This is a genomic window from Candidatus Brachybacter algidus, assembly GCF_016707225.1.
Classification (GTDB): domain Bacteria; phylum Bacteroidota; class Bacteroidia; order Chitinophagales; family Saprospiraceae; genus Parvibacillus; species Parvibacillus algidus.
Window position 1 is genome coordinate 236416 of the sequence record NZ_JADJID010000005.1, and the last position, 23245, is coordinate 259660.

General features: G+C 34.9%; 14 protein-coding genes. 8 read left to right on the plus strand and 6 right to left on the minus strand.

Annotated elements, in window-relative coordinates:
• The first annotated feature begins 35 nt into the window (after positions 1–35).
• From mtgA to IPI15_RS15505, 3 genes are all read left to right on the plus strand, one after another.
• On the plus strand, positions 36–755 hold the full coding sequence (gene mtgA, locus IPI15_RS15495; protein ID WP_287405434.1) for a monofunctional biosynthetic peptidoglycan transglycosylase: 720 nt from the start codon (positions 36–38) through the stop codon (positions 753–755).
• 455 nt (positions 756–1210) lie between these two features.
• The gene (serC, locus tag IPI15_RS15500; RefSeq protein WP_287405435.1) at positions 1211–2281 is read left to right on the plus strand and encodes a 3-phosphoserine/phosphohydroxythreonine transaminase; all 1071 of its coding nucleotides are present in this window, start codon (positions 1211–1213) and stop codon (positions 2279–2281) included.
• A gap of 236 nt (positions 2282–2517) precedes the next feature.
• Positions 2518–3372: a glycosyltransferase family 2 protein gene (locus IPI15_RS15505; protein WP_287405436.1), complete on the plus strand. Its 855-nt coding sequence runs from the start codon at positions 2518–2520 to the stop codon at positions 3370–3372.
• Between the two features lie 270 nt (positions 3373–3642).
• Here IPI15_RS15505 and IPI15_RS15510 read toward each other — a convergent pair whose 3' ends face one another.
• The 3 genes from IPI15_RS15510 to IPI15_RS15520 are packed head-to-tail and all read right to left on the minus strand — an operon-like array spanning position 3643 to position 8588.
• Complete coding sequence (locus tag IPI15_RS15510; RefSeq protein ID WP_287405437.1) at positions 3643–4644, minus strand: glycosyltransferase family A protein; 1002 nt, start codon at positions 4642–4644, stop codon at positions 3643–3645.
• Entirely contained in the window at positions 4631–6472 is a 1842-nt protein-coding gene (locus IPI15_RS15515; protein WP_287405438.1) for an ABC transporter ATP-binding protein, read from the minus strand. Before IPI15_RS15515 ends, IPI15_RS15510 begins: the two co-directional genes overlap by 14 nt.
• Positions 6456–8588 (minus strand): S9 family peptidase, encoded by a 2133-nt coding sequence (locus IPI15_RS15520; protein ID WP_287405439.1) that lies wholly within the window; start codon positions 8586–8588, stop codon positions 6456–6458. The genes IPI15_RS15515 and IPI15_RS15520 overlap by 17 nt, the downstream gene beginning before the upstream one ends.
• Positions 8589–8661: 73 nt before the next feature.
• Here IPI15_RS15520 and IPI15_RS15525 point away from each other — a divergent pair, with 73 nt between their 5' ends.
• Both IPI15_RS15525 and IPI15_RS15530 read left to right on the plus strand, forming a co-directional pair.
• Positions 8662–9861, plus strand: coding sequence for a polysaccharide pyruvyl transferase family protein (locus tag IPI15_RS15525; RefSeq protein WP_287405667.1), 1200 nt, complete (start codon positions 8662–8664; stop codon positions 9859–9861).
• Positions 9842–10798 carry a glycosyltransferase family 2 protein gene (locus IPI15_RS15530; RefSeq protein ID WP_287405440.1) on the plus strand — a complete coding sequence of 319 codons (957 nt, stop codon included), beginning with the start codon at positions 9842–9844 and terminating at the stop codon, positions 10796–10798. The genes IPI15_RS15525 and IPI15_RS15530 overlap by 20 nt, the downstream gene beginning before the upstream one ends.
• A gap of 1 nt (position 10799) precedes the next feature.
• On the opposite strand, the gene porU2 is transcribed toward IPI15_RS15530, so the two are convergent.
• The gene (porU2, locus tag IPI15_RS15535) at positions 10800–15899 is read right to left on the minus strand and encodes a putative type IX secretion system sortase PorU2 (protein WP_287421147.1); all 5100 of its coding nucleotides are present in this window, start codon (positions 15897–15899) and stop codon (positions 10800–10802) included.
• Positions 15900–16012: 113 nt separating this feature from the next.
• On the opposite strand from porU2, the gene IPI15_RS15540 reads away from it, so the two are divergent.
• From IPI15_RS15540 to IPI15_RS15550, 3 genes are all read left to right on the plus strand, one after another.
• Positions 16013–17113 carry a glycosyltransferase gene (locus IPI15_RS15540; protein ID WP_287405442.1) on the plus strand — a complete coding sequence of 367 codons (1101 nt, stop codon included), beginning with the start codon at positions 16013–16015 and terminating at the stop codon, positions 17111–17113.
• Complete coding sequence (rsmG, locus tag IPI15_RS15545) at positions 17104–17733, plus strand: 16S rRNA (guanine(527)-N(7))-methyltransferase RsmG (protein ID WP_287405443.1); 630 nt, start codon at positions 17104–17106, stop codon at positions 17731–17733. Before IPI15_RS15540 ends, rsmG begins: the two co-directional genes overlap by 10 nt.
• Before the next feature lie 288 nt (positions 17734–18021).
• The gene (locus tag IPI15_RS15550; RefSeq protein WP_287405444.1) at positions 18022–20469 is read left to right on the plus strand and encodes a TonB-dependent receptor; all 2448 of its coding nucleotides are present in this window, start codon (positions 18022–18024) and stop codon (positions 20467–20469) included.
• A gap of 308 nt (positions 20470–20777) precedes the next feature.
• Here IPI15_RS15550 and pgl read toward each other — a convergent pair whose 3' ends face one another.
• Both pgl and zwf read right to left on the minus strand, forming a co-directional pair.
• On the minus strand, positions 20778–21518 hold the full coding sequence (gene pgl / locus IPI15_RS15555) for a 6-phosphogluconolactonase (RefSeq protein ID WP_287405445.1): 741 nt from the start codon (positions 21516–21518) through the stop codon (positions 20778–20780).
• A 195-nt stretch (positions 21519–21713) separates the two neighbouring features.
• Positions 21714–23216 (minus strand): glucose-6-phosphate dehydrogenase, encoded by a 1503-nt coding sequence (gene zwf, locus IPI15_RS15560; protein ID WP_287405446.1) that lies wholly within the window; start codon positions 23214–23216, stop codon positions 21714–21716.
• Between the last annotated feature and the right edge of the window lie 29 nt (positions 23217–23245).

A 23245-nucleotide genomic window follows, 5' to 3' on the forward strand; every position in this document is an offset into this window, starting at 1 on the left:
GTCTTTCTAGCAATAGAAAAACATGTGATGTGGGTATGATACAAAAAATAAAAAATATTAACTTTAAGAAATGGCTTTACACGGCCATCTTTTCATTTGTGATCCTAAGCTTTGTCTCAGTGATCGCTTTGAGGTTTGTGCCAGCTATAGCCACCCCACTCATGTTTATCCGCTCTGGTGAGCAGCTAAGCGATAAGTCAAGGGACTTCAGATGGGAGAAGGACTGGGTGTCAATGGACAAGATATCTAAGAATGCAATAATCGCTGTCGTGTCAAGTGAGGACCAAAACTTTTGCGAACATAATGGCTTTGATTTTGACGCTATTGAGAAAGCCATGGCTCATAATAAAGTTAGTAAAAAGAAGATCGGGGCCAGTACAATTTCTCAACAAACAGCTAAGAACGTTTTTCTGTGGCAAAGTAGAACTTGGGTGCGCAAAGGTCTTGAAGCATATTTCACTTTATTAATAGAATTATTTTGGTCTAAAGACCGCATCCTGGAAATGTATCTCAACGTCGTCGAATTTGGTGACGGTATATACGGTATCGAGGCAGCTGCACAACATTATTACGGAAAGAGTGCTGCCGATTTAAATAAAAGTGAAGCAGCCATGCTTGCAGCTATCTTACCAAATCCTTTAAAGTATAACCCTACAAACCCTACAAAGTATCTTAAATCGCGTCAAAAGCGCATCATCAGAGAGATGTATGCGGTGACTTATCCTGCGATTGAAAGTGATGTTTCAGTTAATTAGTATTATAGTTAACCAGTAGAATAGTTCACCAGTATAATAGTAATAGAGTTGACCAGTCAGCATTTCAATATCTGGTAACCCAAAAATTAAATATAGGGACAATGGTTACCGTTGTACAAACAATCAAGGAAATTTAGGGACAATGCTTGCCGTTGTTCGAAATGGTTTGTATGGAATAAGTAGAATAGTAGAATAGCTAACCAGTGTGAAGTGCACCAGGATAGCATTGATAAGGAAAGTACCTAAAATGATAACTTATGTGTATTTTCAAAATGCCACAGTAGCGACAGGTCGCAACCTGTCCCTACTGTGGCATTTTGAAAATGATCTTTTTTATGCAACAAGCTAATCCGCCTAATACTAAAGTTCTAACACCCTAATTTAATTACCATAAAATTTCCTTCTTATCATTGGAAAAAATACCTTTATAGCAGAATTCAAAAAAACATTATCACATGAAGATCCATAACTTTAGTGCCGGCCCATCAATCCTACCGCAAGAAGTATTCGAAGAAGCAGCAAGAGCTGTTCTTGATTTCAATGGCAGCGGCCTTAGCCTACTCGAGATGTCGCACAGGACCAAACCTTTCGAAGACGTTATGGACGAGGCACATGCTCTTGTAAAGGAATTGTTTGGGCTTTCTGATGATTTTAGCATCGCATTTGTCACAGGTGGAGCTAGTACCCAGTTTTTCCAGATCCCTATGAATTTGTTGAATGATGGTGATAAGGCAGTTTACATAGACACTGGTGTCTGGGCGAATAAAGCCATAAAAGAGGCTAAAAACTTTGGACAAACCATCGTTGCAGCTTCTTCTAAAGAATCTAACTATAATTATATACCTAAGGATTACATAGTAGATAAAGACGCGAAATACCTGCACCTAACTAGCAATAATACGATCTACGGCACTCAGCAAAACTGGTGGCCGGATGTGGAAGTTCCAATCGTATGTGATATGTCATCAGATATATTCAGCCGTGAAATTCCGATCGATAAGTTTGGCTTGATATACGCAGGAGCACAGAAAAATATGGGTTCAGCCGGAGTAACTTTAGTAGCTGTCAGAAAGGATATGCTAGGTCACGTTAGCCGCACACTTCCTGCCATGCTTGACTACAGAACCCACATCGATAATGGCAGCATGTACAATACTCCACCGGTATTTCCAATTTATGTCTCTATGCTAGTCATGAGATGGATAAAGAAAATGGGTGGTGTTAAGGCTATGGAAACTATCAATGATGCCAAAGCTAAGATCCTTTACGATGAGATCGATAGAAATCCATTATTCAAAGGAACTACAGCAGTAGAAGATAGATCTAAGATGAATGTTTGTTTTGTGATGGAAGACAATTCTATGGATGATGCATTCATGGCTTTGACCAAACAACACGGTATTTCCGGGATCAAAGGACACCGATCAGTCGGTGGATTTAGAGCATCTATTTACAATGCCATGCCACAGTCGAGTGTGCAGGTGTTGGTAGATCTGATGAGGGAATTTGAAGTGAGTAAGGGATAAGAAACCTAAAAGGTAATTCAAATTTGGGCATTTTTCAATATATTTAAGCGGATGCATTTACTGGACACAACCATCGGAGTTTTATTCAAACTTCTAATTTCTAATTTGTGATTGAGTAATAGAAATACTTTTATGGTCCATTACTAACAAACGAAACTTGAGAAAGATATTTACGGAAGGTCATTTATGTGTAACTTGCATGGATGACCTTTTTTTAATTAAATGAGAACGAATAATTGAAATTCTCCATCATAACTCCGATTTACAATATGGCCTTGTCTCTTGACAAATCCATTCAGTCTGTATTGGCCCAAAGTTTTACTGATTGGGAATTACTGATAGTTGACAATTGCTCCACAGATCATCCGGATGAAATTGTAAAAAGGTATTCCGATGATAAAAGAATCCGTCTGCTATCTATTGATGAAAAGGATAGGAGCAAGGCAAGGAATCATGGAATAGCCAACAGTAACGGAGATTATATTACCTTTCTGGATGCGGATGATACGCTTCATGAAGATTATTTGAAGACTTATGCTGCAATCTTTGAGAATGCTCAAAATGTAATTACCTTTTCTGACCTGATTTTAATTAAAGACGATGAAAAAATAAGCTGGTCAAAATCAAAATATTCGGGATTGCACAAATTGGAATATTGCCTTAACTATGGCAATATGGCATTTGCAGCTCCTACCGAATTGTTCGATAAATTTAAATTCGAAGGGCAAACAGGAGAAGACAGGCATTTATTGGCAAGGGCTTCAGAGTTTTACGAGTTGCACTTCACTAGAAGACCTTATTACAATTACTTCGATCATGTTAAAATTGAAACCAGAGAGCAATTTTTAGAAGGAAAGGATATGAATCTACAATCGCTCAAAGACATTTATAATAATCTTGAAGAAAATTACTCATTTAATTACCCATATCAAAAAGCATTATTTGAAATGTTTATCAAATCTTTTTATGTGGCAATGTCGCTGAAATACAAAAAGGAAGCCGGTGAGATTCTAAAGGAATTGCCGCATCCTTTTTCGGTACGGAGTTTTGTTATGTATATCAAAGCCGGGCTTTATTTTATTTTAAAGTAATGTTTAAGCTTTCATATTGGCAGGGAGGTTAATTCAACCCACGTCGGGGTTGGGAGTTTATGTCTTTCACTCCCCGGTTTATACCCAGGGTTACTATAGTTGAAGCCCATCAGGCTTCTGAGAAACGGAGCACAAATTGAGGAATACCTCCATGCACAATCCCGAATGGGGTTAAACAACAATAACTTCGGGTGCAACCCGGGGAAAGATGAATAATAATCCCAACCCCGGATGGAGTTGACCTAAATTTCTCAACAAATCAAATTTCATCTATTTAAATAAAAATAATTTACCCACCCTGATAATTAAATTCAATGCAAAATCTGGGTATTTCAATAACCCCTTTTTAATTGTATACATAGAGTAAACCTGATGTGCATAAGTGGCTAATATATCTATCGAACTAGGTGAAATCTCATATTTGTTCTTAATAGCTTTTAATCTAGACATGTGAGAATGTCCATACCTGATCACATTGTAACAATAAGACCTGTTTATATTGGAAATAATTTCTTTTTTATAATTGCTGTTTAATTTATTTTTCTGAATTAATACCTCCATTAATTTATTGTAATAGTTAATTCTATTAATCATTATTTCAAGAGATCTGTCTGCATTATTTGTATTCGAAATTGATTCTTCTGATACATAAATCTTCGTTTTAGAAATAGGGTCCAGAAGTATTCCCATATCCATTTTAAAGAATTCAAGCATCATAAAATATTCCTGACTAGAAGTGATCTCTTGATCGAAAAGATTGAGCGATAAAAGCGCCTCTCTTTTCCAAAGATTGGAAGAAGTAATCCCTGCCTCAGAGTTTATTAGCCCTTGGATGATATCTGCATTGATTATTAATTCTTTGTGAATCTGGTCCTTTTGTTCATTTCTAATATATTTTGTTGCAGAGCTGCAAATGAGATCAGCATTATTTTGAATTCCTAAAAGTGCTACCTGGTGACTTAATTTATCGGGTCGCAATTCATCATCCGCATCCAGAAGTTGTATCCAGTCGCCTTTTGCTATTTTAATTCCTGCATTTCTTGCTGCATTGGCACAAGGTTTTGTCTCGTAAATGAATCTTATTAGGCTTGGATGATTTAATATGTATTGATCAATAAGGAGCTGCGAATCATCTGTGGAATTATTATTTACTATTATTATTTCGGATGGAAGATAACTTTGTTTTATACAACTATCAACACATCTTGTGATCGTATTGTCATTATTATAAACTGGAATGATTACTGAAACGGTAATATTATATGAATCCATCACTCATATTTTGAAGTGAGATCATTTCTTTAAATAATTGCGAATTTTGGATTAAATAATCATAATTACCTGATATTAATATTTTGCCAGCATCCATAAGTAATATATTTTCAACACTCTGTATAGTTGACAATCTATGAGCAATAATGATCATAGTTGAATTTCCTGTTAGTAAATTAATGTTCGTTTTGACTAGATGCTCTGTAGTCGAATCCAAAGAGGAAGTTGCCTCATCCATTATTATTATTTCAGTATTCTTGAATAGTTCTCTAGCAATAGAAATACGTTGTTTTTGACCTCCTGATAAAATAATTCCATTATCGCCTAGTATCGTATCTTCTTTTTCAGGATATTGTTCTAATAATTCGTCTAATTCTGATAATCGGATTGTTCTATGAAAATTTCTAATATTTAATTCAGATTTCTCTCCCCATAAAGTAATATTATTATAAATACTATCATTGAAGATTACAGCGTCTTGCGATACATAACCTATTGAATTTCTGTACTCAAGAATATTATAATTTTTAAGTTCATTTCCGTCTATCAACAAACTGCCTTTATTGGGAGGAATTAATCCACATATTAATGATGCTAAAGTAGATTTTCCTGCACCACTTTTACCAATTATGGCTGTTGTGCTGTTCTTGGGTAAAGTTAAATTTATCTGATTTAGGATTATGTTTCCGTTTATTTTTACTTCAACATTTACCAATTTTATATCCTTCTTTAAGCCCTCATAAACATTATTACCTATTGGTTCAGTTGCCTTTTTTAAAAGTGTTTTTGTCCGAGTAATGTTGTGCATACTTCCTGCGAATTGCTGAAAATTCTGCCAATTGGATTGGGCCATTAAGATATAATTAAGCGTTCTATAAAATAGAAAAAGGGAAAAAATTATTATAGTATTTATATCTCCACTTATTTGATAATAAATAACAATTACCAATCCTACTATTAGTATAGTAAGAGGTTCCCTTGCGCTAATAGTAAGGGCTGTTATCTTTGCAAATTTCAAACTTATTCTCTCTTGTGAGTTTATTTCTTCAATAATTTTTCTTTGATATTCTGCAATACCATTGGTAGTTTTTAAATACTTATAATTATTTAATAATTGAAGCATATAGCTATTGTATAAATTTCCTTTTTTTGAAACTTGAGCAGATAGTTTCTTGAAGTAAATAACAATAAAGTTATAGAAATATAATATTATAGCTGCATTTAGTAAAACTATAAAAGAAAAGAATAAATTTGAATAAACAGCTATTATGATATAGCAAAATGACATTATTGAGAATTGAATTGTATTGAGATAATTAGTCATTGCGGTATTAAGCCTACTAATTTCTGTGGTGCTAATATTTTGAATAGTGCCAAGATCAGTAGAAATAAAATTTTCAAATCGCAAATTACTTACATCTTGAACTATTTGTCTTCTAGTTTCGCTAAGAATCGTTGAATTTATACTAGCTTGAAGGTACAGCTGTGCATAGGAAATTAGTCCTTTTATTAGGAACATTAATAAAACAAGAATTAATAAGGTAGAATTATTTAAGTTACTAAAACCAAAATAGAAAAAAAGCATATTAATCTTTTGTAAAATTGAATTTCCAGTTGATTCTGCAGGAATAAAAATATTTTGAAGTAACGCTAATATAAATCCTATGCCTATACTGTCCAAGAATGTCATCAATACTGACGCAGAAAAGGCATAGTAAAGTTTATTCCCGACTACTTCATGAAAATACTTTATGTATCCACTTTTTTTGTAACTGAATATGTTCTTCAAGAAATTATTATATTCTCCTTTCTCAGAGTTTTTCTTCAAAATAATCTGCTATTTTTCTGATCAAATGCACTCTGTCTTTACCTAATACATTGTGTTTATGTCCAGGATAGACAAAATAATCAATTTGCTTTCCCTTACTAACGCAGCTTTGTATATAGTTTAAACTTTGTTGCCAAACTACCACGTCATCCGAAGTACCATGTATCAATAACATTGGGCCGGACAAATTGTCGATATAATTGAAAGTGCTTGCTTTTTTATAGCCTTCGGGATTTTGTTGTGGAGTATCCATGTATCTTTCTGTATACATTATCTCGTACATAGACCAATCAGTGACTGGACCTCCTGCGACTGCTGCCTTGAATTTGCCGGGATATCTGGTCATTAGACTGATGGTCATAAAGCCACCATAGCTCCAGCCGTGGACTCCAATTCTTTTACCATCTACGTATGATTTTGACATTAAAAAATCATATCCTTTCATTTGGTCATCCATCTCGAGGTCTCCAAGGTTCCGATGAGTTACATTTTCAAATTTAATGCCTCTATTAGACGAACCTCTGTTGTCGAGTGTATACACGATAAATCCTTCATTGGCTAAGGTATACATCCACAATTGTGCTTGTGCAAGTCTGGTATTGCGGATCATCTGCGCATGAGGTCCACCATAGACGTAAATAATAGCAGGGTATTTTTTGTTAGGATCAAAATCAACAGGAAAGATGGTCCTGGAAAATAATTTTGTTCCATCATTTGCGTAAAGTGTGTCCAGTTTTGTGGCACCTATATTGTAATTATCTAAAGGTTCTGATGCGGTAAATAATTTCGTAGTTTTTTTAGACTTGGTGTCCATTACGGAATAAGTCTGATTTAGGCCGAAAGAAGAGGTGGATTCAAATATATATTTACCATCGAATGATTGTTTGGTATTATGCAGTCCTGGTCCTTGAGACAGTTGAATTGTTTTTCCTGTTGCAAGCTCGGTTTGAAAGCTTTGTAGATCGATTGAATTTGGCAAAATGCCCTGGAAGTAAACAAACTTGTTCTTAGCATCAAAACCATTTAAATTCATTACTTCTATGTCTTTGGTAAGCTGACGTAAAAGTTCGCCTTCATGTATATACAGGTAAAGACTATTCCAGCCGTCTCTTTTGCTTTGTGCGATCAGTTGAGTGTTGCTCCCCGGGACGAAGGTATATGGAGTAAGTGGTTCAGAATATTGTCTGCTGGTTTCGTCATATAGCGTTCTGATTTTATTGCCTCGTTCAGGATTATAGGCATTGAAAGTTGTGTGGTCCTGATCTCGATTGATTTCAGCGATGTATATTTCTTTTTCATCTGGTGACCAACTAATATTCGTTAAGTAATGTTCCGGGTCTCCACCTGTTTCCAGGTATGTAATTTTAGAAGTGATTAAATCATATATACCAATAGTAACATGATGACTTTTAGTACCTGCCATTGGATAGTAGATGTTATCTATCGTCGCTGGAGTATTGGTCAGATTAAAAATAGGATACTTGGTTACCATAGATTGATCCATGCGATAGAAGGCTATCTTGTTACCTTTAGGACTCCAGAATATACCTTTTTCTATTCCAAATTCTTGACGGTGGACTGATTCTCCGTAGACAATGGAATCATTACCCTGGATGACTTTTGTTTGATTTCCTTCTTTGTTTTGGATCCACAGAGCTTTGTCTTGGGTATAGGCATATTGGCCAGATATTTCGTTTGCTTCGATGTTTTCGCCTTTTGCCGGAGTATTCATACCAATTTTTAATGTCCCAGACTTCATATCCATGAGGATATTTTTACTACCTGAGTTAAAAGATATTTTACCATCAGCCGTAAGATTGAACGCTGTGACAGTCTTTAGTTCTTCTGCTGAAAGTGCTTTCAGCTTAGGATTCACACTAGAGATGAAAGGAATGGAGTCTGTTCTATTCTTAGCTGGGTCATACTTATATATAAATGCCCCTTTCTTACTGTAGTACAAGATGTTTTCATTCTTAGCCCATTGAATATTGGACCAGGAGGATGGAGCTAGATCGCGTCCTCCGAGAATAGCTTTGTCGAGAGTGAGGATCTGCTTTTGAGAAAATAAACTAATTGATACATAGGTGAGAACAAATAAAAATATATATTTACGCATATAGATTCTGTTTCAAGCAAAAATACATTAAATAAGCACAAATTGCATAAAATTGATAGAAAGAAGCATTAAGGTGGCTGATAATAATAAAAAGAATCTTCAAGTAATTTGCATTTATGGACCATTCGACCGATTCAACTATGGCGATCTTTTATTTGTGAAAGCTATAAAGTATTCTTTTGAACAATTTTATCCAAGCAAATACAATTTTGAATTTTATGGCATGATATCCTTTGATTTGAGTCATAGAGGTGGACAGAAGGGGAGTGGATTCAAGGCTATGAGGAAAAATATAAATAATACGAATCAAGGGGTTGTTATCGTAGCAGGTGGAGAGAGTATTGGCGCTAGTTGGCATGGGTTATTTATTTTTTTAAATAAATATTTTGCTCAAATTTGCCGGATTAAATTGGTTAATAGAGTACTATTAAAATTTAAAATTATTAATGTATTATTTAGCAGGAATTCTAAATATGCTTTTTTAATCAATCGAAAAGATTTTAAGACTCCAATTAAAATACTTTATAATTCTGTAGGTGCTATTTCATTCAATTGTTTTGATAAATTTACATTAAATAATATGCCGGATTATTTTGCTGTCAGAGATAATTTATCTTTTAAAAATATATCAAATTTTGATTCAAATGTTAAATTAATTCCTGACAGTGCAATTGTAATATCTCATTTCGAAAATGATGATTATTTTAAACTTTCATCCAATATTGGAAGTGCAGTGTTGAATATAAGCTCAGGTAAATATATTTTATTTCAGATTTCAGATTGGCACTCACAAGGAAATCTTTTGATTATTTATCAGCAATTAATTGAATTGCAAAATAAGTTGGAATGTAAGATTGTTTTGTGTCCGTTCTCAAATTTGCCAATGCATAGCAATAATCGACCTTTAAATGAAATCTATCAATATTCTAAAGGAGATTTCATATATATTGATATTCCTTCTGTAGATGAAATTACCTTATTGATAAAAAACGCTATGTATTTTATCGGTTCTAGTCTGCATGGAGTGATAGTTTCAATGAGTTATAGCACTCCATATATTGGAATCGGAATTAATCATGGCAAATTACAATCATATTTAAATACTTGGTCAATTAGTGAGTTGTCGGGCGTTTGGGAGCCCTCAAGTTTTAAGGAACATGTTAGAAATCTACATCTAGAAAGTATTAAAGCAAAATTGAAACTTAATTTTGCGGAACAATTATCATTATACTTTAAATCAATAAAAACTATGCATGACGTTATTAAAAAATGATCAAACTAGTTATGATAAAACTAAAGTTGTCGTCATAATAGCTACTTATAACGGTAGCAAGTATATAGTGAACTGCATACAAAGTATCCTTGAAGGCTATATAATTCCTCAAATTATTATGATAGACAATAATTCCTCTGATGCAACAATAGAATTAGTTAGAAAAACATTTCAAGAGATAAAAATTATTAAACTTTCACAAAATCAAGGATTTGGATTTGCTAACAATATTGGCATTAAATATGCACTTGAAGAATTAAAAGCTGATTATTTTTTCTTATTAAATCAAGATACTGTTGTTGAAAGAAATACAATTCAAAATTTATTGAAAGTTGCCAAGAAGAATCCTGAATATGGGATTATTTCTCCCATGCATTTTAATAATCAAAATTCCTTAGATGCTAACTTTGAAAATTATATTAAACCTTATTTTAAAAGTGTATCAAATTCCTCGGATGAAAGAGTTCGGAAAATTACTTTGATTAATGCTGCAGCATGGTTGGTGACTCGGAGTTGTATAGAAGAGGTAGGAGGATTCGATACATCAATGTTCTTTCATTATGGTGAGGATACTAATTATTGCCAAAGGGTAAGCTATCATGGATACGGAATTGGATTTGTAACGAACTCAAATATTATTCATTTTCGAAGCAATAAGTTGGAAAATATTGATTCTATAAGAGCGTTAGATATGATTCTGTTGCGGAAGAGAACGGAAATAACAGATATTGCACAACCCGATACGGTTGCTAATAGTCTATTGAAAAAGTACTTAATATCTATTTTTAGTATATTTATTAAAAGTGTTTTTACTTTAGATTTCGGTAAAACAAAATATTTGTTTAATGAATATAAAAAAGGAAATATTTTTATAAAACAAAAGATGATTTATAGCAGAAACGTAAATAAGTGTAAAGGATTAAATTGGTTGAAATAATCTACCTGATAATCACCAATTTTCCCCACTGACCATCAAAGAATTCTTCTATATTTCTGCCGTCTTCTAACTTTTCATAATTTTTCTTTTCTTGATCCTTCATTATCATTCTGTATAAGTAAACACCATTCGCTAGTTTATCACCATATTCATCGGTGCCATTCCACACATAATCTGTCATATGTTTGCCGATCTTAAGCGGACCTAATTCATTCTGACTGATCTCCTTAACGATCTTGCCACTTACAGACATTATTTGCAATTTGTAATAAGTCGGTAGTTCAAATCCTGTCAATGTAAATACAAATCTGGTCGCATTCGAGAAGGGATTAGGATAGTTAAATACATTGGAAACTGATTTTTTATTGATAATTCTGAATCGTTTCTCAAAGTCGTATTTACCCGATTGGTTGCCTGCTACATCTTTCGCAGTGATCCTGATAGAATATTCTCCATCTCCATTGAAGCTTGAAGGATAGACAGCAAAGTCAGGTTTATACTCTATTATTGCTTCATTCTTCTTGCCAATCTTTGCAATATCTGCAGGGAAAAATTTAATTTCAGCACTTGTCAAGGGAATTAATGTATCTTGACCAAATGCATTGACTAAATTTAAATTGAATAATGCAGGATCGTCAAGTGGAAATAATTTGTTTTCATCTCTGATTGTGATTTTAATCAATGGTTTGGAAGAAATGATATCTCCATTGAATATGCGTGCCCCGTCGAAAGTAGCATCTACCAAAGGATTTTGATTATCTCCTTGCACGAATAATTTTCTCGAATAGATATTGTTGCCATGAAAAGCTTCAGGCTGATCTTCCGTTGGATTCATCTCGCAGATAAAATCATAATTTCCTGTTAGTTTTTTAGTTTCAAACTTAAAAGGATATTCCGACGAGCTACCTTTTGGTAGTTTTTCAAATCTGATGAATTCCTCATTAGTACCTTGACTATTTCCTCTAAGTGTAAATTTGACGAGCATACTGTCCATTGGCAGTTTGCCAATATTCTTAGAACGGATCTTGAATATTCCCTGGCTTCCTTGATTTATAGTATCCGTTTGAAAGGAAACTGAATTATTTAAAAGAGTAGCCTCTGGCAATTCTTTGGAAATGAATCTTACGTATTCAAATTGATCCATTTTTCCTCTATAAAGGAAAGGATCTCTTATACTTAGATCCATACTAATAGAAGGGAATCTATTAGCATCTACTTCTTTTAAATCAATTAAAATTGGATCTTGATTTAAAGTAACAATGGAAGATATTACATAGTTGGAATCGGCATTAAACTTATGAATAGCAGTCAATTTAAGGTTGATTGTATCTTTACGTCCAACAGAATCTTTAGGAATCATTTCAAAAGAATCCCACAATCCCGATGTCCCGAAGACTTTAAAAAGTTTACCACCATCAGCATGACATAGCGTGTTTACAATTATATCTATTGGGAGCGTGTCAAGCGCAAGTTCCTCTTGTATTTTCCCTTTTGATTTATCAAAAGCTATAGTATAAGGAGCGGGACCTGTGGTTAATAAATTTCGTATCTTAGTACCTCCATATTTTTCGATAACATTAAATATATTTTTTCCATTATTTGATATGGAATCTGCTGCCCATTTAGACAATGATAGGTCATCGTTTGGCTTATTTAAATAGGTAAAAAATACAATAATATCTTCGGGACCCGCTACGTTTTCAATAAAATTTACTATGGATTTTCTACCTTCCTCTGTTGATGATTCAAAAACTAAATAATTACGATTATTAATATTGCTAGCTGCAGGAAGTGCGCCGTATGGATTAGTATTTATTGGATAAGCTACAAACATAGAATCTTTTTTATACCAAAGTGTCCCCAAGAGTCCCTCTGTAGATTGCCCATATGATAGATATGGCCTTCCTGCACCTATATTTACTCCTTCTCTATTTGTACCTAATAAAAGTGGTTCAACCATTATCTTTGGATATCCATTTTTATAAGTAAAATTCATTGTCCTCTTCCCAAATTGTGGGTTATTTCCCCCACCCACAATGCTCAGATTCTGTGGTGAATCCTCCCTGTACTGCCCATTGTGCGATTGAGAAAAACCAGTTTTGCCCTTTAAATAAGTAAAGCTAGAGGTAGCAATATTGAATGGTTCTGAAGGTGATAATGAGTCTTTTGTTACCTTCCAATAATATACTTTTTCTTCCAGAAGTGTTGAGTTAGGAGACCATTCAAGATGTCCTGCAATAGATGAAATAACCTTAGTTTCTAAAATAGGAGAATTGAAAAGGTCTGTTGTATCAAGATAAAATGTATAATTTTTTGGCAATAAATTCAGCGACTGAGAATAAGCTGAAATAGTAACCTTATTAGTGTCTACTATTGAATATCTATAAGGATATACTGCCTCAATTGCTGACGTTTTGATGAAAAACTTAAATCCCTTTGTCCCTAATGAGTTTTTATATTCATTATTTAATTCTGCCTGAGGAGCCACAGATTCAGCTATTTTATTATCCGGATCTAACGTGATATATATCGTACTTTCTCCTGATGAATTTGTTTTATCTAATTCGAAATCAAATTTATAACGGCCTGTAGATCTTGGATTTAAAATGAATTGTTTTGTTGATTTTATTATTTTTTTTGCTGGGTTTTCATACGTCGCAGTATAAAATAAAGTGTCTGAATAGTTTGTTCCTAAATTTATAATATCGAATGAAACTTCGAATTTGTTTTCTATCGTTGTAATGACTTCAGGATTAGTTTTGACAGAATTAGGAGCTATCGTGAAATCAGGACCAAGGAACGGGGCTATAGATAAAGCAGGATCTCCGACATACAATTGTTGTATGCTTTCACCTGATTGATTTAACCCGGGTGTGTTGAATGTGTTTTGGAATACTTCGCCAAGGGTCTTTCCATATAAAGTACCGCCCAGCAAAGTATAAAATCTTCTAGCTAAAGCACTTAGTGTATTCAAATCGCTATCAGAAATACTACCAATGACTGCTCTGAATCCTGTATTCCGATAGCTGTCCTCATACAGAAATTTTGCAGGGATGGAGCTGCCATCACGCTGACAATTTCCGGTCTTACAGCCTTTAATTATGAGAATAGGCAATCTTGGACTATTGCTATATTTGGAAGGTATATCGATAGGATATTCTAAAGATGCAAGAGCGCCATGTCCAAAGTAATCTACGATGGAGACACCTTGGTTGACCAATTTGAAATAATCTTCGGATGCCTTTCCAATTGTTTCATTAGATCCTTTAACAAAAGTAGTGACAAACCCTGACAACTTACTTGTTTCTATGATATCCTGTGCTTCTTTCTGTCCATCAGCTATCCCTGCCTGATCAGGCCCGCCGACGTTGCCTCCATTCAATTGTACTATCTGCTTTGTCCACTGTTTGGATTCATTATCACCTGGTGCATTATATGCAGCATCACTTATTTTTATTTTATTCAAATATACAATGACTTCATCCTGTGTGACAGCCGGCAGCCTTCCAATCGCTTGGTTAAGGTCCAACTTGTCAAAGGATTTAGATACTAATAAATTATCTGAGCCATAATCACCAAAACTAGGAACTCCATAGCCTTTACTTATAGCTGTTTTTAGGTCTGAATCAGATCTGATGTCCTTATAATCTCGTCCGCGACCGAGGATGAACATAAACTTTGCATCTCCGGAAAGCCCTAAATAATTGGCAAAGTTTTTTACACTCATAGGATTGTAATCCAAGCCGTAACAAAAACTATTATAGACGTCACTTACATTTACTAATGCTACATTGTAACCTCCACCCTCCGGGGATCTGCGATAATTAGCATATTGGTCTGCAGCTGAACTTCCCGCAGGGCCATTCATCAACAATGTGTGTGAAAGAATAACATACTGGGGGTTGAAATTTTTGAAAGACTTTAATACAACTGAAGAGATACTATTGACAGCTTTGTAATTATTATTGGTAAAAAGGATCAATGGCAAGGAAGAATTTGAGGCCGGGAGTTTAAACTTAATTTTACTTCCTTCTACTACTCCGGTCAAATTGAAACTACCTATAGAATCAGTTAAGTAAGGTGCAGTAGGATTTATGCCTGAATACTCAAATTCAAGATATCTATCCTGATCGTTTGCCTCCAAATGAAACTTGAGTGGCTGATCATTTTCTACAATTAAAGCAGCTGGATATTGTATGGATAAATAACCAACTCTGATTTGATCTAAAGGGTGACCATTGGTTAAGGTATATCTGTTATCCAAAGGTTTTATTACACGGAATGTATCCAAGTAAGAAAAATTAACATACAGCACATTTTCGTATTGAGCATATGCATTGTACATTAATTTATCCTGCATATAAAACTTAAGGTCATGGCCTATATTTAAGGTTACATTGCCGGGTGAAGTAACACCGCGAAGGCTGAATACAGGTAATCTTGAAGTATTTATCAATCCCGGGCAGTCTAAACTGTAGGTTTGGTTATAAGCGCCTGCTACCATACCTTTTCCTGATGAAAAAGGAGTATTTACATAAGAATGGGTACCGGCATATTCCGTTTTAGTATTGCAAAGCTCTTTCAGATTTAATTCAGAGATTCGATCTATTGACGTTTCGGCTGCAGGTAAATTATTTAGAATATTTGGGAGATTCTTAGTTCTTGAATTAGAATTTGAATTATTGATCGTCAGAAAATAAACTGCAGTATCTGAATACATACTTGCTTTTGGATTGACTATATCATTTGTTCCATTTGGAAATGAATATTTGTCGATTTCACTTTTATTGTAATAACCATTGAAGATTAAAAAATCTGAAGCAGACCATGTTCCATTGCTACTTACAGTGACTGGAACTTCTGCTCCATTTTTAAATAATTGTAAATCTGATCCTATGATGTCGCCGGTGAAACCTGCATTTTTTAAAGTGGGTTGATCTATTTTATAAGCGCCATCTTCAGTGATTTTGATCTTATAATATAGCTGTCCATCTACGATCCATTCGTTGCCGTATCTGGTCTGACCATTGTCGGTCATTTGTGCAAAAGAAAAATGAACAGTAAAAAGTAAAAATATAACCTGGTATAGCTTTTTGATCATGCCATAGTTTTAATAAAAATGTAATATATTTGAAACTCATTATTACCCGCAAAGGTAATTATTTGCCCTTTAATTTGCGTTGTTAAACAATATTATTAATTGACAAGGACCTTATGATTGAATTCATCTTCTGGGTAACAATCTTAAGCTTTCTGTTTCAAATAATATATTGGATATTTCTGACCTATTATCTCACCTCAAATAAACGATATTCAGACGCCAATATTGCTATTAGTAACAAGGTTTCTATTATCATATGCGCAAGTAATGAGGCAGTCAACCTTACTGATAATCTCCCATTTTTCCTATCTCAAAAAAACATAGTCTTTGAACTGATCGTTGTCAATGATCACAGTGATGATGAAACACTTAATATTTTAAAGAAGTTTAGTGCCGATCATTCAGAATTAATAATTGTTGATCTAGCCAATGAAAAACAACCTGGGAAAAAGAATGCCTTAAGGAAAGGCATTGAGCATGCGCGGTTCGAAAATATTTTGCTAAGTGATGCAGACTGCAGACCATCAAGTCCTTTTTGGGCCGCTAAGATGCTTGCAGGAATAGATCCTGATCATCAACTAGTGGCAGGATATGCACCTTTTACTTCCGGAAAAACATTTGTGGCTCGTTTTTCTACTTTTGAGAATATAATAACAGCGCTGCAATACATTGGCTTTGGAATCGCTGGCATGCCATATATGGGAGTAGGGCGAAATATGGGTTACAGCGCTTCCTTAATTAAAAAACTTAATTATTTTGATGATCATAAGGATTTGATGGCAGGTGATGATGATCTTACTGTGCAGGCTGCATTAGCTGAAACTAAGATCAAATTCATACTCGATAAAGATACTTTTGTCATGTCGCAAAGTGCGAAAACCTGGGCTCAGTATTTCAAACAAAAGGCAAGACATTATAGTGTAAGTAAGCGCTATGCTACTGTATTTATATTTCTCTTAGGTTTATTCGGATTGACATGGGCAATGTTTTATTCGGGCTTGCTTGTAATTGCATTTTGCATGAATATATGGTGGGTAATTATTCTTTTATTTATTAGATACATTCTTATAATTATTTGCTTTAAATACATCCAAAAAGTATTACATCAGCACTTGAGAATCACTGATATTTTGTTATTTGATGCAGCTTTTCCTTTTGTTATGGGAATTCTCTCTATTTTTGGCCTTTTGAAAACAAAACAACATTGGAAATAATATTGAAATATTTTCCTTCCTTGACGGAGGAACAAAAAAAGAAATTTACTGCACTTTTTGAGCTTTATAAAGATTGGAATGAAAAAATTAATCTTGTGTCCCGTAAAGATATTGATGCTCTTTACTTACATCATGTGTTGCACAGCCTGGCAATAGCAAAGTTCTTGCGATTTCAGCCAGGAGCAAAAGTCCTTGATCTTGGCACTGGAGGTGGATTTCCGGGAATTCCATTGGCAATCTTTTTTCCGGAGACCGAGTTTATTCTTGTTGATAGTATCGGAAAAAAAATCAAAGTAGTGGAAGATATTGCCGAACAACTTGGATTGACCAATGTTAAAGCTATCGTGGGAAGGGTGGAATCTCTAAAAATCACGGTAGATTTTGTTGTCACCAGAGCTGTTGCGAGTTTAAGGGATCTCACATTCTGGTCTTTAAAGCATCTTTCTGCTAAGTCCATTCATGCTATTCCAAATGGATTAATAGCTCTTAAAGGACCGGCATTTAAAGAAGAAAGAAAAGAATTGGGCAAGAAAGATTATGTTGAAAGCTATGCTATAAGTAAATGGTTTTCAGATAGTTACTTTGAAGAAAAGTACCTGGTTTATGTTCAGGGTAGGTAAATCAATGAATAATGAGTAATGAATAATGAACAATGAATAATGAACAATGAATAATGAGAGTTGGCAGTTTCTCGGGGAATATTAGTTCATTCTAAATTGAACAATCGGATTCAAAATCAATTTTTCGATTACTGATTACTGATTACTGATTACTGATTACTGATTACTGATTACTGATTACTGATCACTGACCACATCTATCCGATTAATAATTGCATTCATCTAAAATAATAACTAACATGAGAAGGTTATGCCTAAAATCGTGTTATGGTTCAAAATTTACTAAATATGAGATTAATACTTTTTACACTTATTACGTTTTTTAGTTTAAATGTTTTTGGGCAAATGCCCTTCGGAGGGGCTATTAAGGGCAAAGGAAAGATATCCGGAGGTGTTGTTGATAGTATTTCGAAGCAGTCATTAGAATATGTGACTATTGCACTATTCAAAAAAGGTAAGGAAAGCCCTGTAGATGGCAGTCTTACTGACTCCAAAGGGATGTTTTCTCTTATCGAAGTGAAAAATGGAACCTATGATCTCAAGATCAGCTACCTTGGATATACCACCATAACTATTCCTAATATTGTTATTTCTGACTCTCTTCCTGAGAGAATGCTGGGTAAGATCATAGTAAGTCCTGAGCAAAAGATGCTAGATGAGGTAGTCATAGTGGGACAACAAAGCCTTATTGAAAACAAAATAGATAGATTAGTCTATAATGCCACCAAAGATGTTTCGAATAAAGGAGGGACAGCAGCAGACGTTCTTAGAAAGGTTCCAACATTAAGTGTTGATTTAGACGGCAATGTGTCAATGCGTGGTAGTCAGAATATCAAAGTGCTTATCAACGGTAAGCCGTCCGGAGTTATGTCCTCAAGTGTATCCGAAGCAATGAAAATGATACCTTCGGACGAAATAGAGAAAGTAGAAGTACTCACCAGTCCCGGTGCCAAATATGATGCGGAGGGTAGTGCAGGTATCATCAATATTATCACCAAAAGAAAAACAGTCAAAGGCTTTAGTGGTAATATAAATTTATCTGGTGGCACCAGAAGTACTTTTGCAGGCGCCAATGTAAACCTCAAGTACGATAAAGTTGGATTTAATGCAGGTTTTGGTGGATTTGGTTGGAGAGCAAAGGGGACAATGGATGCTACAAGATCTTTTTCTGATTTTGATATACTCAGGCAGACAGGGCCTAATAATACAAATGGTATAGGAGGCAGACTTAATTTTGGAGTAGATTATGACATCACACCTAAAGACAATATCAATGCAGGTGTGGCATTTCGTAAATTCGGTATGTCCTTGAATAATAATATCCGCACAGTCCAAAGTGTTTTGGATACTGTGTTATTTGATTACTCCAGGGATCAGGAAAGTTACAACGATAATAAAAATGTGGATGTAACGCTGGACTATAAACACAAGTTTAAAAAGGAGAATCAGGAATTAACCATCTCTGGTCAATTTAGCAATAATATAAAGCCTACAGATTATGAAATTCAACAGTTTAATACATTTAATATATTGAATTATGCAGAGTTCAGTAATAATGACGGGAAAAACAAAGAAACTACAGCTCAGATAGATTACAGTCATCCATTTACTAAAGATTTTAATCTGGATGTTGGAGCCAAAATAATTTTCAGACAGGTGGAGAGTGTTTATACATTCGATACACTCAATCTTGTATCCAATTTAAAAGAAAGAGATAATGCTCGTTCGAGTCAATTTGGGTATAATCAGAATGTAATGTCCGGATATGCTGAAGGTACGTGGACAATCAGCGATAAGTGGGGCGTAAAGGCGGGTGTACGGTATGAAGGAACGGACATAGAAGGAGATCTTTTCAAGACGGAACGTGATCTGAATCAGAATTATCACAATATTTTGCCGAGTGCTACATTGTCTTATAAAATTGGCTCCAAAGGCTTAAAATTATCTTATAACCAAAGGTTACAAAGACCTAGTTTATTTTATTTGAATCCTTACAGTAACCAGGCAGACCCTAAGAATATTACTCAGGGTAATCCTGCTTTGGAAGCCGAATTATCCCATAATATTGAGGTAGGCTTTAATACATATTTTGGGTTGAGTTCTATCAACGCTTCCATCTATAGAAGATTTACAAACAATGCAATAGAGGCAGTAAGGATCCAGCGTGGTGATACTTTGGTGACAACTTATTTTAACCAGGCAAATAATACCAATACCGGTATTAACCTAAGCGGCAACTTGATGAAAGGCTACAAATTTATGGTCGGAGGTAATATAGATGTCAGTTATGTCGAAGTAGAAAACAATACTTTGGGCATCAATAATAGTGGAATAAATTATGGTCTTAATGGCTTTCTTAACTGGACACTTTATGATGTATGGGGCGTGCAGGGCTATGCAGGTTTTAGAGGTCCGACATTCACAGCACAAGGAAAAAGCACTAGTTTCTATTTCTATGGTATAGGCGTGAAACGTGATCTTTTAAAGAAAAAAGCGACTCTTTCTATCGGTGTAGACAATCCATTCACGCCGTATCAAAAACTCAAAACCGATATTACAAGCAATGGATTCACTTATTCTTCTGTGAATAAATTCTACGCTTTTGGTGGTAGATTGAGTTTTAACTGGATGTTCGGTAAATTGAATTTTAGCAATAAACAATCTAAGAAAGGCATTAATAACTCTGATTTGAAGGCAGGTGACGATGGCTCAGGAGCTGGAGGTGGAATGAGGTGAGGAAGGTGAGGAGGTGAGAAGGTGAAGAGGTGAGAAGGTGAGAAGGTGAAGAGATGATAAGGTGAGAAAGGTATTATTACAATGCAATCTTCGCGTTCAAAAGCCCTTGATTTTAATCAGGGAAAAAAGGTGAATTAAAGATAATGTTTTGAACAATAATAAAATGTGAACTGTAGGGACAGGTCGCGACCTGTCCCTACAGTTCACATTTTATTATTCTAAAGTGATATACAAACGGGAATCTTTTTGTTTTAAAAGCCAAAGCCAAAAACTTAGAATCTAAAAACCTAAAAAGAATCGACCCAACATTACTTTTTCTTGGGATTCACTTTAACGAGCGATCCGGCATCTTCATCCAGGATCCATTCTAGATTGCCTGTGATGGGGCGTATGACTTGCGCAGGTGTGACATCCGGGTCGTATTTACTATATAGAACCTTCTGAACTGTAGCAGCTTTGTTCGCTCCTGTGACCAGAAATAAGACATATTCTGCGTTATTGACAACTTCAGGTAGTAAAGTGAGTCTTTCTCCCAGTGTTGGACTTGCAAGATATCCATAAGCCCATTGGTCCCTAACTTTGAGCGCATATGAATTTGGGAAAAGCGAAAGGGTATGACCGTCTTCTCCCAATCCTAATAAAACCAGATCAATAGAGTTGGTAGATAAAACTTCCAAATGATTTCTTAATTTTTCTTCCATATCTGCAGCGGCATGAGTTACAGAAAGATCAGTTCTAAAAGGAAAGATATTAAAGGAAGGTATAGGAAGATGATCGAGCAGATTTATCTGTGCCATATGGGCGTTATTATTATCACTTTCGGAATCTACCATTCGTTCATCGCCCCAGAAGAAGAAAACACGTCGCCAATTGATATCAAATTCGCTTTGAATAGCGACCATTTCCCTGAATATTCCCATGGGAGTTTTACCTCCGGAAAGCGCTACAGTGCAGAATTTTTTAGTATCAACAGTTTTTTCAATGATGGATAATATCCTGCGCGCTGCAAAAGTATTAAAGGTTTCTTTTGTCTTAATTTCTATTTTCATTAGATATATATTTTTTCAAATTTATTGTTAGCTAATTCTTTGGCAAGAATATTAATATGATAATAAAACGCATAATATCTGAATAAGATTTGAAGGATAGATAAAAATCAATTTGGCTTGCAACATAGCAAGCTATTTATTTTGTTAAGTAGAGAATACTAAAAAAATATTTTTCAAAGGATCATAAACTTACAATTAATCCACCTCCGGATTCATCCAAACATGTCCAAATTGCGCCAGTAACTCATCAGCTTTATTCGGACCATTACTCCCAGGTTTGTAATTAGGGAATTCTCTTGCCTGGTTATTTTGCCATGCCGAAAGAATTGGATTGATGATCTTCCATGCTCCTTCCACCTGATCCGACCTCATAAACAATGTAGCATCATCTTCCAGCACATCATAAATAAGATGCTCATATGCTTCTGGGGTATTGGCCATCAATTCTTTTTCGAAATTGAATTCCATGTTAACTTTGCTTAGCTGCATAAGTTGGCCCGGTACTTTTGCCTGGAAGCTAAGATTTATATCCATATTTGGATTGATGTGGATGATAAGGAAATTTGATTGCCAATTGGTAGTGGCTTCTTTTGGAAAGCTATAATTAGGTGCGGGTTTAAATTTTATAGCAATAGAAGTCGTCTTCTGGGATAAGTTTTTGCCTGTTCTTATATAAAAAGGAACTCCTTCCCATCGCCAGGTGTCCAGATGTAATTTAACAGCGGCAAAGGTTTCTGTATTCGAGTTGGGGTCTACATTGGTTTCATCTCTGTAGGCCGGCACTTTTTTTTCACCATTCATACCTGCATCATATTGCCCTCTTACGGTATTCTGAAACACTTCTTCTTCATTGTATTTTCTAACAGCTGAAAGAACATCTGATTTCTTGTTGCGTATTTCATTTGCATCGAATGAATTTGGTGGTTCCATGGCGATCATACACATGAGTTGAAGCATATGATTTTGAATCATATCTCTGAGTGCGCCTGAAGTATCATAATATCCGCCTCGTCCTTCAAGACCTACTTGTTCAAGCGAAGATATCTGGACCCATTCAATATAGTTCTTATTCCAAAGAGGTTCAAATAGTGAATTCGCAAATCTGAATGCAAGAATATTTTGAACAGTTTCTTTACCCAGATAATGGTCGATCCTATAGATTTGATTTTCACGGAGTACGGACATGATGCTCTTATTGAGCTCGATTGCACTCTCTAAGTCGTGGCCGAAAGGTTTTTCAAATACAAACCTTGTATTGTCTCGTTTCTTGATGAATGGATATCCGGCAAGGTTTTTGGTGATTGGACCAAAGAAATTCGGAGAGACAGCCAAATAACATATCACATTTGATTTTCCAAGGTTGTTTCCTTGAAAATTGATGACTGACCTGTTGATATCTTCGTATAATCCGGATTCAGAAAAATCCCCACTTAAATATTCAAAGTTTTCGCACAGATGATTCCATTTTTCCTCATTTAATTTTCTTCGAGAAAATTTCACTACACCTTTTTTGAGTTTACTGAGCAATTCTTCTTTTTCCATTGGAGATCTTGCTATTCCTATTATAGAGAAGACTTCAGGAAGCATGCCATCGAGCAAAAGGTTGTACAGTGCAGGCATTAGTTTACGGAATGTAAGATCACCTGTTGCTCCAAAAATTATAAAAACAGTCGGAAGCGAAGCACTTTCATTTTTCATTTAGCTCTAGATTTTAAAAATATGGCAGA